The organism is Reyranella sp. (assembly GCF_050185545.1).
GTDB lineage: Bacteria > Pseudomonadota > Alphaproteobacteria > Reyranellales > Reyranellaceae > Reyranella.
Window position 1 is genome coordinate 43,867 of record NZ_JBFWZI010000014.1, and the last position, 14,007, is coordinate 57,873.

The 14,007-nt window shown below is 65.8% G+C and carries 14 protein-coding genes; 4 read left to right on the forward strand and 10 right to left on the reverse strand.

What is annotated here, in order from left to right:
• Positions 1-2: 2 nt before the first annotated feature.
• The 6 genes from AB7O82_RS06055 to AB7O82_RS06080 all read right to left on the reverse strand — a co-directional run bounded on the left by AB7O82_RS06055 (position 3) and on the right by AB7O82_RS06080 (position 6,015).
• Positions 3-1,310 (reverse strand): pyruvate dehydrogenase complex dihydrolipoamide acetyltransferase, encoded by a 1,308-nt coding sequence (locus AB7O82_RS06055; RefSeq protein WP_428538802.1) that lies wholly within the window; start codon positions 1,308-1,310, stop codon positions 3-5.
• Between the two features lie 13 nt (positions 1,311-1,323).
• A complete protein-coding gene (locus AB7O82_RS06060) occupies positions 1,324-2,709 on the reverse strand; it encodes a pyruvate dehydrogenase complex E1 component subunit beta (protein ID WP_428618919.1) in 1,386 nt (461 codons plus the stop codon).
• A gap of 5 nt (positions 2,710-2,714) precedes the next feature.
• On the reverse strand, positions 2,715-3,767 hold the full coding sequence (pdhA, locus tag AB7O82_RS06065) for a pyruvate dehydrogenase (acetyl-transferring) E1 component subunit alpha (RefSeq protein ID WP_428538806.1): 1,053 nt from the start codon (positions 3,765-3,767) through the stop codon (positions 2,715-2,717).
• Positions 3,768-3,971: 204 nt separating this feature from the next.
• Positions 3,972-4,292 carry an FtsB family cell division protein gene (locus tag AB7O82_RS06070; RefSeq protein WP_428538808.1) on the reverse strand — a complete coding sequence of 107 codons (321 nt, stop codon included), beginning with the start codon at positions 4,290-4,292 and terminating at the stop codon, positions 3,972-3,974.
• A gap of 132 nt (positions 4,293-4,424) precedes the next feature.
• Positions 4,425-5,105, reverse strand: coding sequence for an alanyl-tRNA editing protein (locus AB7O82_RS06075; protein ID WP_428618921.1), 681 nt, complete (start codon positions 5,103-5,105; stop codon positions 4,425-4,427).
• 79 nt (positions 5,106-5,184) lie between these two features.
• The gene (locus tag AB7O82_RS06080) at positions 5,185-6,015 is read right to left on the reverse strand and encodes a helix-turn-helix domain-containing protein (protein ID WP_428538812.1); all 831 of its coding nucleotides are present in this window, start codon (positions 6,013-6,015) and stop codon (positions 5,185-5,187) included.
• Positions 6,016-6,082: 67 nt separating this feature from the next.
• Here AB7O82_RS06080 and AB7O82_RS06085 point away from each other — a divergent pair, with 67 nt between their 5' ends.
• Together AB7O82_RS06085 and AB7O82_RS06090 are read left to right on the forward strand one after the other, a co-directional pair.
• Positions 6,083-7,237 (forward strand): acyl-CoA dehydrogenase family protein, encoded by a 1,155-nt coding sequence (locus AB7O82_RS06085; RefSeq protein ID WP_428538814.1) that lies wholly within the window; start codon positions 6,083-6,085, stop codon positions 7,235-7,237.
• Positions 7,234-7,545, forward strand: a complete 312-nt coding sequence (locus AB7O82_RS06090) for an antibiotic biosynthesis monooxygenase (RefSeq protein ID WP_428538816.1) — start codon at positions 7,234-7,236, stop codon at positions 7,543-7,545. Before AB7O82_RS06085 ends, AB7O82_RS06090 begins: the two co-directional genes overlap by 4 nt.
• Before the next feature lie 93 nt (positions 7,546-7,638).
• On the opposite strand, the gene eno is transcribed toward AB7O82_RS06090, so the two are convergent.
• Positions 7,639-8,919: a phosphopyruvate hydratase gene (gene eno, locus AB7O82_RS06095; protein WP_428538818.1), complete on the reverse strand. Its 1,281-nt coding sequence runs from the start codon at positions 8,917-8,919 to the stop codon at positions 7,639-7,641.
• Between the two features lie 131 nt (positions 8,920-9,050).
• Between eno and nthA the strand changes: the two genes are divergently transcribed.
• The gene (gene nthA, locus AB7O82_RS06100; RefSeq protein WP_428538820.1) at positions 9,051-9,647 is read left to right on the forward strand and encodes a nitrile hydratase subunit alpha; all 597 of its coding nucleotides are present in this window, start codon (positions 9,051-9,053) and stop codon (positions 9,645-9,647) included.
• Positions 9,648-9,662: 15 nt separating this feature from the next.
• Positions 9,663-10,280 carry a nitrile hydratase subunit beta gene (nthB, locus tag AB7O82_RS06105; RefSeq protein ID WP_428538822.1) on the forward strand — a complete coding sequence of 206 codons (618 nt, stop codon included), beginning with the start codon at positions 9,663-9,665 and terminating at the stop codon, positions 10,278-10,280.
• Between the two features lie 79 nt (positions 10,281-10,359).
• On the opposite strand, the gene AB7O82_RS06110 is transcribed toward nthB, so the two are convergent.
• The 3 genes from AB7O82_RS06110 to AB7O82_RS06120 form a co-directional block, all read right to left on the reverse strand.
• A complete protein-coding gene (locus AB7O82_RS06110) occupies positions 10,360-11,280 on the reverse strand; it encodes a peptidoglycan-binding domain-containing protein (RefSeq protein ID WP_428538824.1) in 921 nt (306 codons plus the stop codon).
• Between the two features lie 2 nt (positions 11,281-11,282).
• Complete coding sequence (locus AB7O82_RS06115) at positions 11,283-12,047, reverse strand: hypothetical protein (RefSeq protein ID WP_428538826.1); 765 nt, start codon at positions 12,045-12,047, stop codon at positions 11,283-11,285.
• Between the two features lie 292 nt (positions 12,048-12,339).
• Complete coding sequence (locus AB7O82_RS06120; protein WP_428538828.1) at positions 12,340-13,971, reverse strand: CTP synthase; 1,632 nt, start codon at positions 13,969-13,971, stop codon at positions 12,340-12,342.
• Between the last annotated feature and the right edge of the window lie 36 nt (positions 13,972-14,007).

A 14,007-nucleotide genomic window follows, 5' to 3' on the forward strand; every position in this document is an offset into this window, starting at 1 on the left:
TCCTACGCCAGCATCGCCGCGGGCTGCTCGATATAGCCGCGCAGCGTCTGCAGCCATTGCGCGCCCGTCGCGCCGTCGACCACGCGGTGATCGACCGCGAGCGTGCAGTTCATCATGTTGCGCACCACGATCTGACCCTTGCGCACGACCGCCCGCTCTCCGCCCGCGCCAACAGCAAGGATCATCGCCTGCGGCGGATTGATGATGGCGGCGAAGTCGTTGATGCCGAACATGCCGAGATTGGAGATCGTGAAGCCGCCGCCCTGGAACTCGTCGAGCTTGAGCTTGCCTGTCTTGGCGCGTGCGGCGAGATCCTTCATCTCGGTCGCTATCTGCGCCAGGCCCTTCATGTCGGCGTTGCGCACGATCGGCGTGATCAGGCCGCGATCGGTGGCGACGGCGACGGAAATGTCGACGGCGCCATACTGGATCATCTCGTCTTCCGTCCACGAGGCGTTGCATTCGGGATGGTCGCGCAAGGCCTTGGCGCAGGCCTTGATGAGCATGTCGTTGACCGAGACCTTGGTGCCCTTCTTCTCGACCACGGCATTGATCGCCTGGCGTGCCGCCAGCAGCGCATCGATTTCGAGTTCCACCGTGAGATAGAAATGCGGCACGGTCTGCTTCGACTCGAGCATGCGTCGCGCGATGACCTTGCGGATCGAGGTGTGGGGCACGCGCGTGTCGCCGGGCGCCGTGAACACCGGCTGCGCCGCGGCCGGTGCTATAGCCGGCTTCGCCGCAGGCTTGGCGACGGGTTGCGGTGCGGCAGCAGGCTGGGCCGATTCGACGTCGGCTTTGACAATGCGCCCGTTCGGCCCACTGCCCTTGATGCGCGCGAGGTCCAGCCCCTTCTCGGCAGCGATGCGCTTGGCCAGCGGCGAGGCGAAGATGCGTGCCCCGCCCGGTGCACTGGCCGAACCGGCCGCTGGCGCCGGTGCGGCCCTGGGCGCCGGTGCGGCCGCTGCCGGCGCGCTCGCGGGAGGCGGAGCCGGCTTGGCGGCGGCCGGCGCCGTTGCCGCGGCAGCCGGAGCCGGTGCGGCCGCGCCCTTGGGAACCTCGCTCTCGCCTTCCTCGAGCAGAATGGCGATGACGGCATTCACCTTCACGCCTTCGGCACCTTCGGGAACGACGATCTGGCCGACTTTGCCTTCGTCGACAGCCTCGACCTCCATGGTGGCCTTGTCGGTCTCGATTTCGCAGATGACCTGTCCCGACTTCACCGCGTCGCCGACCTTCACGTGCCACTTGGCAAGCTTGCCCTCGGTCATGGTCGGCGACAGAGCGGGCATCAGGATGTTGATGGACATGGTCGGCCCCGCGTCAGCGATTGCAGACCGCGCGCGCGGCCTCGACGATGTTCTCAGGCTGCGGCAGGGCCATGCGCTCGAGGTTGGCGGCGTAGGGCAGCGGCACGTCGAGCCCGTGGACGCGTTTCACCGGTGCATCGAGCCAGTCGAAGGCCTGCTCCATCATCTGCGCGGCGAGCTCCGAACCTATGCCGGCGAACGGCCATCCCTCCTCGACCGAGACCAGGCGATTGGTCTTCTTGACCGAGGCCACGATCGTTTCGGTGTCGAACGGGCGCAGGCTGCGCAGGTTGATGACCTCGGCGTCGATGCCCTGCTTGGCCAGTTCCTCGGCAGCGGCGAGCGCCTTGCCGACCATGATCGAGAAGGCCGTGATGGTGACGTCCTTCCCTGCCCGTTCGATCTTGGCCTTGCCGATCGGCAGGATGAACTCGGGATCCTCCGGCACATCGAACGAATGGCCGTAGAGGATCTCGTTCTCCAGGAAGATCACCGGATTGGGATCGCGGATGGCCGCCTTGAGCAGGCCCTTGGCATCGGCGGCATTCCACGGCGCCAGCACGCGCAGGCCCGGCACGTGGGCATACCAGCTGGCGTAGCACTGGGAATGCTGGGCGGCGACGCGCGCGGCTGCGCCATTGGGGCCGCGGAACACGATCGGGCAGGTCATCTGGCCGCCTGACATGTAGTGCGTCTTGGCGGCCGAATTGATGATCTGATCCATCGCCTGCATGGCGAAGTTGAAGGTCATGAACTCGACGATCGGCTTCAGGCCGCCGAACGCCGCGCCGACACCCAAACCGGCAAAGCCGTGCTCGGTGATCGGCGTGTCGATGACTCGCCGCGCGCCGAACTCGTCGAGCAGGCCCTGGCTCACTTTGTAGGCGCCCTGGTACTGCGCGACCTCCTCGCCCATGAGGAAGACCTTCTCGTCCCGGCGCATCTCTTCCGCCATGGCGTCGCGCAAGGCTTCGCGCACTGTCATCTGGGTGGTGCCGCCCTTCCACTCCGGCTCGGGTGCCGGCGCGGCCACGTGAGGAGCAGGCGGCGCCGCAGCCGCAACCGGAGGCGGTGCCTCCTTGGGTGCTTCTGCCTTGGGCGCCGCCGCCTTGGGCGGGGCAGCGGGAGCGGCCTTGGCCGCGTCAGCGACGCTCTCGCCTTCGGCGGCGAGGACGCAGATCGGCGTGTTGACGGCCACGCCTTCGGCGCCTTCCTCGACGAGGATTTGAGCGACCGTGCCTTCGTCGACTGCCTCGACCTCCATGGTCGCCTTGTCGGTCTCGATCTCGCAGATCACCTGCCCGGACTTGACGGCATCGCCGACTTTTACGTGCCACTTGGCAAGCTTGCCCTCCGTCATCGTCGGTGACAGCGCGGGCATCAGAACCGGAATGGACATGGTGATCAGGCCTCGACCAGGACGTCGGCCCAAAGCTCCGACGGATCCGGCTCGGGACTGTGTTGGGCAAACTCTGCGGCGTCGTTCACGATCTTGCGGATCTCGGCGTCGATCGTCTTCAACTCGCCTTCGTCGGCGAGCTTGTCGTCGAGCAGCATCTTGCGCACGTGGTCGATCGGGTCGCGCTCGTTGCGGTACTTGTCGACCTCTTCCTTGGTCCGGTACTTCGCCGGATCGCTCATCGAATGGCCGCGATAGCGGTAGGTTTGCATTTCCAGGATGTAGGGGCCGGCGCCGCTGCGGGCGTGCTCGACCGCTTTCTCGCCCGCCGCTCGGACGGCCAGCACGTCCATGCCGTCGACCCGCTCACCCGGAATGCCGAAGGTTTCGCCGTGTCGAAAGAGCTCGGTGGTCGCCGAGGCGCGCTCGACCGAGGTGCCCATGCCATAACGATTGTTCTCGATGATGTAGATGACCGGCAGTTTCCACAGCGCCGCCATGTTCATGGCTTCGTAGACCTGCCCCTGGTTGGCGCTGCCGTCGCCGAAATAGGTCAGAGAGACGTTCTTGTCGCCGTTGTATTTGTGTGCGAAAGCGAGGCCGGTGCCGATCGGAACCTGGGCGCCGACGATGCCGTGACCGCCGTAAAAGTTCTTCTCCCGGCTGAACATGTGCATCGAGCCGCCCTTGCCCTTGGAGTAACCCGATCCCCGGCCGGTCAGCTCGGCCATTACGCCCTTCGGGTCCATGCGGGCCGCCAGCATATGGCCGTGGTCGCGATAGGACGTGATGATCGCATCCCCGCTGTCGATGGCGGATTGCATGCCAACAACCACCGCTTCCTGACCGATGTAGAGGTGGCAGAAACCACCGATCAGCCCCATGCCGTACAGCTGGCCGGCGCGTTCCTCGAATCGCCGGATCAGCAGCATGTCGTGATAGAAGCCCTTGAGCTGCTCCGCACTCACGCTGTTGTCGCCGCTTCCGGGCGCCTTGCCTGGCGATTTCGAACCGGCGGAGACAGTGTCGACCTTGGGCTTGGTGGCCGGCTTCGCCATTCGATTCCCCCACGTTGATGACGCTCGGGCTTATAGCATCGCGCAAGGCGATGTGGTTGATCCAACACGAAAAACCAGAATGTTGGACAGTGCGGCGCAGCAATTGAGCGAATGTTTGCGAGCGGACGGGCGTGCCGGACAGTTTCTTTCGATCGGCCGCAAGGCGAACGTCGGGAGCACGTATCAGCGTGTCGGAATTACGTGTCAGCGCGTCGGAATGAAGACGATGATGTCGTCCTTGCGCGCATAGTTCAAAAGCACGCGCGCGCGCTCGTCGAGCATGTCCGGATCGAGGCTCTGGTTGCGCAGGGCGGCCACACGGCGTTCCCAGATCTTCCGTGTCGCCTCGGCTTCGGCGAGATTCTGCTCGGCGATCAAGACCTCGCGTTGCAGGTGCGCCATGGCCAGCAGTCCCCGGTCACCGTTCACGAGGTGATAGCCGAAGTACCCGAACACCGTGGCGAAGATGATCGGAGCCAGAATTTGCCGCGGCCGCAACAACATATGTTGATTTCCTGAGGCCATAAGGCAACATCTGGTGTCAGCTCGTCAAGCGGATTTGGGCGGTCTCTGCTGGGAGCGCGTCACTCCGATGGCGTTCTTCGGTGACTACACATCCCATGAGCGCCATCGGAGTGGCGCACTCCCAGCAATGAATCACCGTGCCAGCGCGATACGGACCCGCCGGTTGTGCCTGCCCTTGTTGTCGACCTTCAGGATGCGGATCGGCGGCGAGGCGCCGGTCGAGGCAAGATGGGTACCACCGCAAGCCTGGCGATCGAGACCGGCGATCTCGACGATCCTGATCTTGCCATCGGGTGTCGGTGGTGGCGCAACGGAGCGACTGCGAATCAGCCCGTGCTCGACCTGCGCCTCCCCCATCGGCACATAGGCAAAGCTCACGGCGATATCCTGCCTGATCACGTCGTTGATCGGCCCTTCGAGCGCCCGCAGCCGATCGTTGTCGGCTCCCGGTACATCGAAGTCCATGCGCGCGGTGCCATCGTCCGCCATCTGCACCCCTGTCACCAGCGCCCCGTCGAAGCTCTGGAAGACGAAGGCGTTCAGAATGTGTGTGCCCGTGTGGAGCTGGCGCATGGTCCGGCGAAAGGCGGGATCCACGGCAGCTTCGACGTCGCCGTCGAGCTCGGCCTGGGTGTCGAGGACGTGCCACAGCTTGCCGGCACTGACCTCGAAGCCGATGACCTTCACCTCACCGCCGTGCCAGCGCAGCACGCCTTTGTCGGCGAGCTGTCCACCCCCTCCGGGATAGAACGGTGTATCGACGAGCGCGACCTTGCCCGGCCAGGCGGCGGCGACCGTGGTTTGAACGGTCAAGGATTCGGGATGGTCGTGGCAATAGAGATGCATGACAGTCGGATAGCCGACGTCCCGCAGCCGGTATTGGCGAAAATTGTCAGGCTGCGGCAGCGCGTGCGAACTGGCGCGGCGTGATCCCGTAGCAGCGCTTGAAGTGCTTGGTGAGAGCGCTCTGATCGTAGAAGCCGACAACGGCGGCCACCTCGGCAATGGGCCGGGCGTGCCGCAAATGTCGGCAGGCTGCGCTCAGGCGGACCTGGGTCAGGTAGGCGTGCGGCGTCAGGCCGACGGTGCGCTTGAACAGGCCGATCAACTGAAACGTCGAGAGGCCGACCTCCCGCGCAAGCTCATCGAGACGGAGATCCTGCGCATAGTCGGAGCGCATGCGTTCGGTCGTTCGCGACAGGAGCGCCCGATCCCGCGGCGCCGGCGCGATCCGGCCGCCGCCGCTGCCATGGCGCCGAAACAACAAGCCGAAGGTGTCGACGAGCAGCTCGCGTTCCTGAAAGACGTCGCGCCCCTGTTCGATCGCGCGATGCATGGCGAGAAACCCGCTCACCAGGTCGGCATCTTCGAAGGCGTTGTTGGTGAAATACGGCACGCACTCGATATCGAGGTTCTCGGCCAGTCGGTCGAGCGCGGGTTGAGTGAGGTAGAGCGAGCGATACTGCCAGCGCTCGCTACGGCCCATCCATCCGGCATGCGGCTCGGCGGGATTGAACACGAACACGCGCGAGGTCTCGGCGTCCTCGACCTGGCCCCGACTCTTGATGACCGAGCCGCCCTGCTCCGTCACCGCGACGACGAGTGCCTGGTGGGTGTGCGGCGGGTACTCGTGGGTGGTGAAGTCGGCGCGCAGCAGGCTGAGGCCCGGCAAGTGCCGGTCCCACCAGTACCGGGTGACGTTCCTGGGATCGATGCGTGCCACGCCAAAGCGTACCTGCACCGGCAATTTTGGCCAATACCCCCGACCATCCGGCGCCTAGCCTGTTGGCATGTTGAGCGAATCCCAGTGCCAGGTGCGCGACATGGTGCGCCAGTTCGCCCAGCGCGAGCTCGCTCCCACGGCAGGCGATCGCGACCGTGTCCCGCGCTTTCCAAGGGAGGCTTTCCAGCAGATGGCCGGGCTCGGCCTGTTGGGCATGACCGTGCCTGCGGCGTACGATGGCGCGGGCGTTGACCAGGTTTCCTATGCCCTCGCCGTGATCGAGATTGCCGCTGCCGACGGGGCCACGTCGACTGCCTTCCAGGTCCACAACTCGCTGGTCTGCCAGACCATCCTGCGGCATGGGACACCCGAGCAAAAGGAACGCTACCTGCGTCCCCTCGCCCGCGGCGAGCAGCTCGGCGCCTTCTGCCTCACCGAACCGGGCGCGGGATCGGATGCCGCCGCCATCACCACGCGCGCCCATCGGCGCGGCAACAGGTTTGTCCTATCGGGCACCAAGCAGTTCATCACGTCCGGGGCCAGTGCCGATCTCGCCGTAGTATTCGCCGTAACCGACCCCGTTGCCGGCAAGAGCGGCATCTCGGCCTTCGTCGTGCCCACGCGCGTGCCGGGTTACCGGGTGGCCCGGGTCGAGCACACGATGGGCCAGCGCTCGTCGGATCACTGCCAGATCGTCTTCGAGGATTGCGAGGTCGCGCCGGATCAGATGCTCGGCGAGGAAGGCGACGGCCTGCGGATCGCGCTCGCCAACCTCGAGTGCGGCCGTATCGGTGTCGCGGCCCAGTCGGTCGGCATGGCCCGCGCCGCCTACGAAGCGGCCCTGGTCTATGCCAAGGAGCGGCGGACCTTCGGCAAGCCGATCATCGAGCACCAGGCTGTCGCCTTCCGCCTGGCCGACATGGCGACGTCGCTGCAGGCCGCCGAGCTGATGGTGCTCCATGCCGCCCGCCTGCGCGACGCCGGCACGGCCTGTCTCAAGGAAGCCTCGATGGCCAAGCTCCACGCTTCGGAAATGGCGGAACGGGTCTGTTCCGACTCCATCCAGATCCACGGTGGCTACGGCTACCTCAACGACTTCCCGGTCGAGCGCATTTACCGCGACGTGCGTGTGTGCTCGATCTACGAGGGGACGTCCGACATCCAGCGGCTCGTCATCGCCCGGGCGTTGTCGGGAGAAACGGAACATCGAGGTGTTTCATGATTGGTCGCATGTGGCGCGGGGCGGCGATCGGCGCGGCCAATGCCGACGCCTATGCCAGGCACCTGGGTGAGACCGTCGTGCCGGCGCTGAGGCGCCTCGGGGGATTCCGCGGCGCCCATCTGCTGCGCGCCCAGGCCGACAATAAGATCGAGCTCCGGGTCCTGACACTCTGGGACTCGCGAAAGGCCATCGAGGCCTTTGCCGGCCAGGACATCAGCGTCGCAATCGTCGAGCCCGAAGCACGCGCCGTGCTCGCCGCCTTCGATGACTTTGCCACGCACTTTGACGTGACGTCCTTTCAGCCCTGAATCTCATACTCTTCCGGACCGCGGGCGTCTCGCCCGCTCATGATCCTGATCTTGAGCGGGCGAGACGCCCGCGGTCCGGAAGAACATGAGCCCTTACACGCCGCGCAGGATCGAGCGGCCGGCGTAGCGCGCCTGGGTGCCGAGCTGCTCCTCGATGCGCAGCAGCTGGTTGTACTTGGCGAGGCGATCGGATCGCGACAGCGAGCCGGTCTTGATCTGCCCGCAATTGGTCGCGACGGCGAGATCGGCGATCGTCGAATCCTCGGTCTCGCCCGAGCGATGCGACATCACGGCGCCGTAGGCGGCATGGCGCGCCATCGAGACCGCTTCCATGGTCTCTGTGAGCGTTCCGATCTGGTTGACCTTGATCAGGATGGCGTTGGCCAGCCCGTCCTTGATGCCCTTGCCGAGCCGCTCCGGATTTGTGACGAACAGGTCGTCGCCAACCAGCTGAATCTTCTTGCCCAGGCGGTCGGTGATGATCTTCCAGCCGGCCATGTCGTCCTCGGCCATGCCGTCCTCGATCGACACGATCGGATAGTGCCGCACCAGCTGGGCGTAATAGTCGACCATGGCACCGGCATCGAGCACCTTCTTCTCGCCGACCAGCTTGTACTTGCCGCCGCTGAAGAACTCGGTCGAGGCCGGATCGAGCGCCAGCACGATATCCTCGCCCGGCTTGTATCCGGCACGCTCGATCGCCTTCATGATGAAAGACAAGGCCTCGTCGGCCGATGCGAGATTGGGGGCAAAGCCGCCCTCGTCGCCGACATTGGTGTTGTGACCAGCCTCGCGGAGCTGGCTGCGCAAGGCGTGAAAGACCTCCGAGCCCATGCGCAAGGCGTCGGCGAAGCGATCCGCCTTCACGGGCATGATCATGAATTCCTGGATGTCGATCGGGTTGTCGGCATGGACGCCGCCGTTGATGATGTTCATCAGCGGCACCGGCAGGACCGAGGCCTGGCTGCCGCCGACGTAGCGGTAGAGCGGCAACCCGCATTCCATCGCCGCCGCCTTGGCCACCGCGAGCGAGGCGCCGAGGATGGCGTTGGCGCCGAGCCGGCCCTTGTTCGCCGTACCGTCGAGCTCGATCAGGGCGCGGTCGATCTTGATCTGCTCCAGGGCATCGAGACCGGCCAGCAGATCCATGATCTCGCCGTTCACCGCCTGGACCGCCTTGAGCACGCCCTTGCCGCCATAACGCGTCTTGTCGCCATCGCGCAGTTCGACCGCCTCGTGCGCACCGGTCGAGGCGCCGGACGGGACGGCCGCCCGGCCCATGGCGCCACTGTCCAGCTCGACCTCGACCTCGACCGTCGGATTGCCCCGGCTGTCGAGAATTTCACGGGCGCGGACTTCGGCAATGGCACTCATGGAAACGGCTCCTGTTGGGGGCGCGGCTTGTCTAGCGAGCCGGGGGATGGGGAGCAAGTGACGGCGCTGTGGCAGTTTTCTATAGTCCAACCAACATCCAGACCCCTCTGACCATCGCGGGAGCGAGGCTCATGCCCGATCAAACCCATGTCCAGCAGACGATCGCCTCCGTCGAGCGCCGCGTCGATGCCATCCAGGATGCGCTCGAGGAGCGCGGCCTGAAGGCCGGTGAGTTCGTCGAGGAGTTCAAGCACCTGGCCGAGGAACAATGGGTGCCGGAGAACGGCGCCCGCGTCGTCGCCAAGGCGTGGACCGACCCCGCCTTCAAGCAGCGCCTGATGAGCAACGGCCGCGATGCCGTGGCCGAACTCGGCCTCTCCATGCCGGCCCACCATCGTCACCTGGTGGTGCTCGAGAACACGCCGACGGTGCACAATGTCATCTGCTGTACGCTGTGCTCGTGCACTGCTTTCACGATCATCGGCCTGCCGCCGGACTGGTACAAGGATCTCGAGTATCGTGCACGCGTTGTGCGCCAGTCGCGCACCGTGCTGAAGGAGATGGGCCTCGACCTGCCGCCTGAAATGGAAATTCGGGTGTGGGATACGACGGCGGACACACGCTACATGGTGCTGCCCGTCCGGCCGGCCGGGACCGAAGGCTGGACCGAGGAGAAGCTCGCCGGGCTGGTCACCAAGGATTCGATGATCGGCGTCGCCCGCCTGTAGAACCGGAGAGACTCAATGGACGGCATGCACGATCTCGGCGGCAAGCAGGGCTTCGGCCGGGTCCGATACTCGCTCAAGGCCCAGACCTTTCACGAACCGTGGGAGAAGCGGGTCAACGCGCTCTATTCGCTCGCCGTGAAGCTCGGCATCTTCAACATGGACGAGTACCGCCATGCGATCGAACGCATGGAGCCTCGGCACTACCTGTCGGCGAGCTATTACGAGCGCTCCTTGACCAGCCTGGCGACGCTGTGTGTCGAGAAGGGAATCGTGACCCGCGAGGAGCTGGAGCGCCGCGCCCAGGGCCAGTTCCCGTTGTCCTCGCCGAGCGCTTCCGGCCGCAGCAATGTCGCTGGTCGCCAACGCCTCGAGCCCGGCAACCGCGTCCGCGTGCGCTCCGACTATGTGCCGGGCCATGTACGCATGCCCGGATACATTCGCGGCAAGAGCGGCGTGGTCGTCGGCGTCTCCCCCGCCTACCCCTTCCCCGACGCCCACGCCCATGGCGTCGCGGCCGCCGACGAGCCGACCTACGACGTGCGCTTCAACGCCGAGGAGCTGTGGCCCAACTCCGCCGACCCCGCCTTCGTCCATGTCGGCGTGTTCGAGAGTTACTTGGAGCGGCTGGCTTAGTTTTCTTCCGGACCGCGGGCGTCCCGCCCGCCCATGATTCATGAGCGGGCGGGACGCCCGCGGTCCGGAAGAGGATGACTCAACGCCACGCGCTCCGCAGCGACTGATCGGTCTTCCACTTCTCGACGGCGGCGACGTCGTCGCAGGAGAAGACCTGCGGGTTCTTGCGCGGGTTGCCTTCCACCCAGGCGAATACGAGGCACTGTGCGAAGGTCGTGTCGCCCTGCTTGGTCTGGAAATTGACCTCGCTCGCGACGGCCGCACCCGCCTTGGCCTCGCCGTAGTCGTCGACCGCCGGCGCGATGTCGGCGATCGTCCGGCCCGCCGCCTTGTTGTCGGCATACCACTTGGCGAAGGCCGTGAACTGCTCGCCGGCAATACCTTTCCCGTCGGCATCGACGTAGGCCTTGAGATCGCGCATCAGGGCGCGGTTCGCCGCCTCGGCCTTGGGCTCGGCGGCCTTGCGCCGCTCGGCCAGCCTGGCCTGCAACGACTTCAGTGCGTCCGCGTTCGATGGGGCCGCGGGTGAAAGCGGCGTTGGGGTGGCGGTCTGGGTCGGCGGCTCGATGCGCCGGATCGGCGCCCGACTCGCTTCGGCATTGAGCTGCTGCGCCTCCTGCGGAGTCAGCTTGCCGACCGGCGGGGTCCCGCGACCTTTCTGCCAGTCGCCAATCGCCTTCCGCGTGGCGTCGGACTGGAGATTGCCGTCGATTGGTCCATTGTACTTGTCGAGCGTCCGCAGTGATTCCTGGATTTTCTTGCGCTCGCTCTCCGGGCTCTGCAGCACCGTCGCGTAGTCGGGCGCCGGAGCCGCCGGCTGTGCCGGCCGGGTCGCCACGACAGGGGGTGCCGCCGGGGCCGGCGCGGGCGTTCCGCCGCCTCCCCGCTGACAGGCAGCCGGATTCTGGAAACAGCGCTCGACCTCGCTGGCGCTCTGGGCGAGCGCCACAGCGGGCAGCACCGTCGCCAGGGCAAGCACGGAAACGGTGCTGCGTCGCATGGTCAGATGCCGCCGTAGGTGTTGAGCGCAAGCTGGGCCGGCAGGCCGATCACCATCACGATCGGCAGGCCGCGCCCGGTCTGGCCGCGGCCCACGATGTGGTCGTTGGGGGCCCCCATCCTGCTCTGGTAGCCGCCGTTGCCCGAGAACTTGCCGGCGAAGCACGATAGCGAGAAGCGGCCGCTCCCCGGTGCTTCGTTGGTGAACGTGCCCTCGCAGACCGACTCGCCGCGCGGGTTGTTGACCTTGAAGGTGACCGACCGGTCGCGGCCGATCAGGGCGCCATAGCGCGCGAGGCCATTCAGCCGGGCAACATTGCCGCGATCATCGCGATAGAAGATCGAGACCGGACCGTAGGAGGCATCGGGCATCACGTTGCGCGGCACGACGTAGGTCTCGTTGCTGATCACGACCTGGCAGCCACAATCGACACCGTAGTTCTCGCCGAGCGGCCCCAGCTCGGCGAGCTTGCGGTTGCAGTTCGAGAGGGCGACCTGCTGCACCTCGCTCTCGCTCATCTGGCCTCTCGAGTAGGCATCGGCATAGACGAACGCGCACTGGCGCGGCATCGGGATGGCAACCACCTTGTGATTCGCCGCTTTGGTCTCGGTGTTGACCCAGTAGCGCTCCGCCATCTCGGGAAAGCGCAGGAACACCGGATCGCGCCGCTCTGCCCGGCCATGCGGCGACTGCGCGGCAGGCTGGGCCCAGACGCCCGGCGCGGCGGTCAGGGCGGCGAGAAGGACGACAGCGAGCAGGCGATGCATAGTCCCGACTCCAGCCCACAAACTTGACCGAAATACGACCCCCAGGCGGCACCCGGTCTGCCGGCGCGCTCCATAGGGCGTCAAAGTAGAAACCTCGTCCTGAGGGGCCGCGCATAGCGCGGCGTCTCGAAGGATGGGCCGCACAGGAGATCGTTGGAAAAGCCGTGTCGCATCGCCCTCACTGTTGCCGACCAAAGGGCGAAGGTTGCGTCGCCCGAATCGAGACGCGGCCCTCCGGGCCGCTCCTCAGGGTGAGGTTCCATTGTAATTCACCGCCCATGCGGCCCCAAGCCTACACCAGGCGGCTCTGCTTCTTGGCAGCGCCGACGAACGAGCTGAACAGCGGATGCGGGGCGAACGGGCGGGATTTCAGCTCGGGGTGATACTGCACCCCGATGAACCAGGGATGATCGGGTATCTCGACGATCTCTGGCAGAATTCCGTCGGGTGACATGCCCGAGAAGCGCAGGCCGACCTGCTCCAGCCGGTCCTTGTAGTTGACATTGACCTCGTAGCGATGGCGATGGCGTTCGCTGATCACGTCCTGGTCGTAGATCTCGTGCACCTTTGTGCCGGGGCGCAGATGGGCCGGATAGGCGCCGAGCCGCATCGTCCCGCCGAGGTCGCCGTTGGCCGCCCGCTTCTCGAGTTCGTTGCCCTTCATCCATTCGGTCATCAGTCCGACCACCGCATGCTCACAGGGGCCGAACTCGGTCGACGACGCCCCTTCCAGGCCGAGCAGGTTGCGCGCCGCCTCGATCACCGCCATTTGCATGCCGAAGCAGATGCCGAGGAACGGCACGTTGCGCTCGCGGGCGAACTGAACGGCGTGGATCTTGCCCTCAGTGCCGCGTTCACCGAACCCGCCCGGCACCAGGATGCCGTTCACGTGCTCGAGATGGCTGACCGCGTCGTCGCGCTCGAAGATCTCCGAATCGATCCACTCCATCGCGACCTTGACGCTGCTGCCGAAGCCGCCGTGGGTCAGCGCCTCGGACAGCGACTTGTAGGCGTCGAGAAGGACCGTGTACTTGCCGACCACGGCGATCGTCACTTTGCCCTCGGGCTCTCGGCACGAGCGGACGATGCCGCGCCATCGGTCGAGGTTCGGTTCGGTGTCGGCCTCGAGACGGAAATATCGGCAGACTTCGCGATCGAACCCCTGCTCGTGATAGGCAATTGGCACCTGGTAGATGGTGTCGACGTCGCGTGCCTCGATCACGCGCTCGGTCCGCACGTTGCAGAACAGGGCGATTTTGCGCCGCTCGTTGGCCGGGATCTCCTTGTCGCCGCTGCGGCACACCAGCAGGTCGGGCTGGATGCCGACGCTCAGCAGCTCCTTGACCGAATGCTGGGTTGGCTTGGTCTTCAGCTCGCCCGCCGTCGGCACCCACGGCAGCAGCGTCAGGTGCACGTACATGACGAGCTCGCGGCCGAGCTCGTTGCCGATCTGGCGAATGGCTTCGAGGAAGGGCAGGCTTTCGATGTCGCCCACCGTGCCGCCGATCTCGACCAGGACGAAATCCTCATCGGCCGTGTCGGTCAGCACGAACTCCTTGATCGCATCGGTGACGTGCGGGATCACCTGCACCGTGGCACCGAGATAGTCTCCGCGACGCTCGCGCTGGATCACGGTCGAATAGATGCGGCCGGTCGTGATGTTGTCGCTTTGCCGGGCATCGACGCCGGTGAAGCGCTCGTAGTGGCCGAGGTCGAGATCGGTCTCGGCCCCGTCGTCGGTCACGAAGACCTCGCCATGCTGGTACGGGCTCATCGTGCCAGGGTCGACGTTGAGGTACGGATCGAGCTTGCGCAGCCGGACCCGATAGCCGCGGCTCTGCAGCAGGGCGCCCAGCGCCGCTGACGAAAGACCCTTGCCAAGCGAGGAAACCACGCCGCCCGTTATGAAAATAAAGCGCGTCATGGGCCTACAACCTACCAAACCGTATGGATCGCAGCC

Bases quoted from the DNA above. Each gene is read 5' to 3' on its own strand.
- AB7O82_RS06055 (WP_428538802.1), bottom strand. From the start codon at position 1,310: ATGTCCATCAACATCCTGATGCCCGCTCTGTCGCCGACCATGACCGAG.
- AB7O82_RS06060 (WP_428618919.1), bottom strand. From the start codon at position 2,709: ATGTCCATTCCGGTTCTGATGCCCGCGCTGTCACCGACGATGACGGAG.
- pdhA (WP_428538806.1), bottom strand. From the start codon at position 3,767: ATGGCGAAGCCGGCCACCAAGCCCAAGGTCGACACTGTCTCCGCCGGT.
- AB7O82_RS06070 (WP_428538808.1), bottom strand. From the start codon at position 4,292: ATGGCCTCAGGAAATCAACATATGTTGTTGCGGCCGCGGCAAATTCTG.
- AB7O82_RS06085 (WP_428538814.1), top strand. From the start codon at position 6,083: ATGTTGAGCGAATCCCAGTGCCAGGTGCGCGACATGGTGCGCCAGTTC.
- AB7O82_RS06090 (WP_428538816.1), top strand. From the start codon at position 7,234: ATGATTGGTCGCATGTGGCGCGGGGCGGCGATCGGCGCGGCCAATGCC.
- eno (WP_428538818.1), bottom strand. From the start codon at position 8,919: ATGAGTGCCATTGCCGAAGTCCGCGCCCGTGAAATTCTCGACAGCCGG.
- nthA (WP_428538820.1), top strand. From the start codon at position 9,051: ATGCCCGATCAAACCCATGTCCAGCAGACGATCGCCTCCGTCGAGCGC.
- nthB (WP_428538822.1), top strand. From the start codon at position 9,663: ATGGACGGCATGCACGATCTCGGCGGCAAGCAGGGCTTCGGCCGGGTC.
- AB7O82_RS06110 (WP_428538824.1), bottom strand. From the start codon at position 11,280: ATGCGACGCAGCACCGTTTCCGTGCTTGCCCTGGCGACGGTGCTGCCC.
- AB7O82_RS06115 (WP_428538826.1), bottom strand. From the start codon at position 12,047: ATGCATCGCCTGCTCGCTGTCGTCCTTCTCGCCGCCCTGACCGCCGCG.
- AB7O82_RS06120 (WP_428538828.1), bottom strand. From the start codon at position 13,971: ATGACGCGCTTTATTTTCATAACGGGCGGCGTGGTTTCCTCGCTTGGC.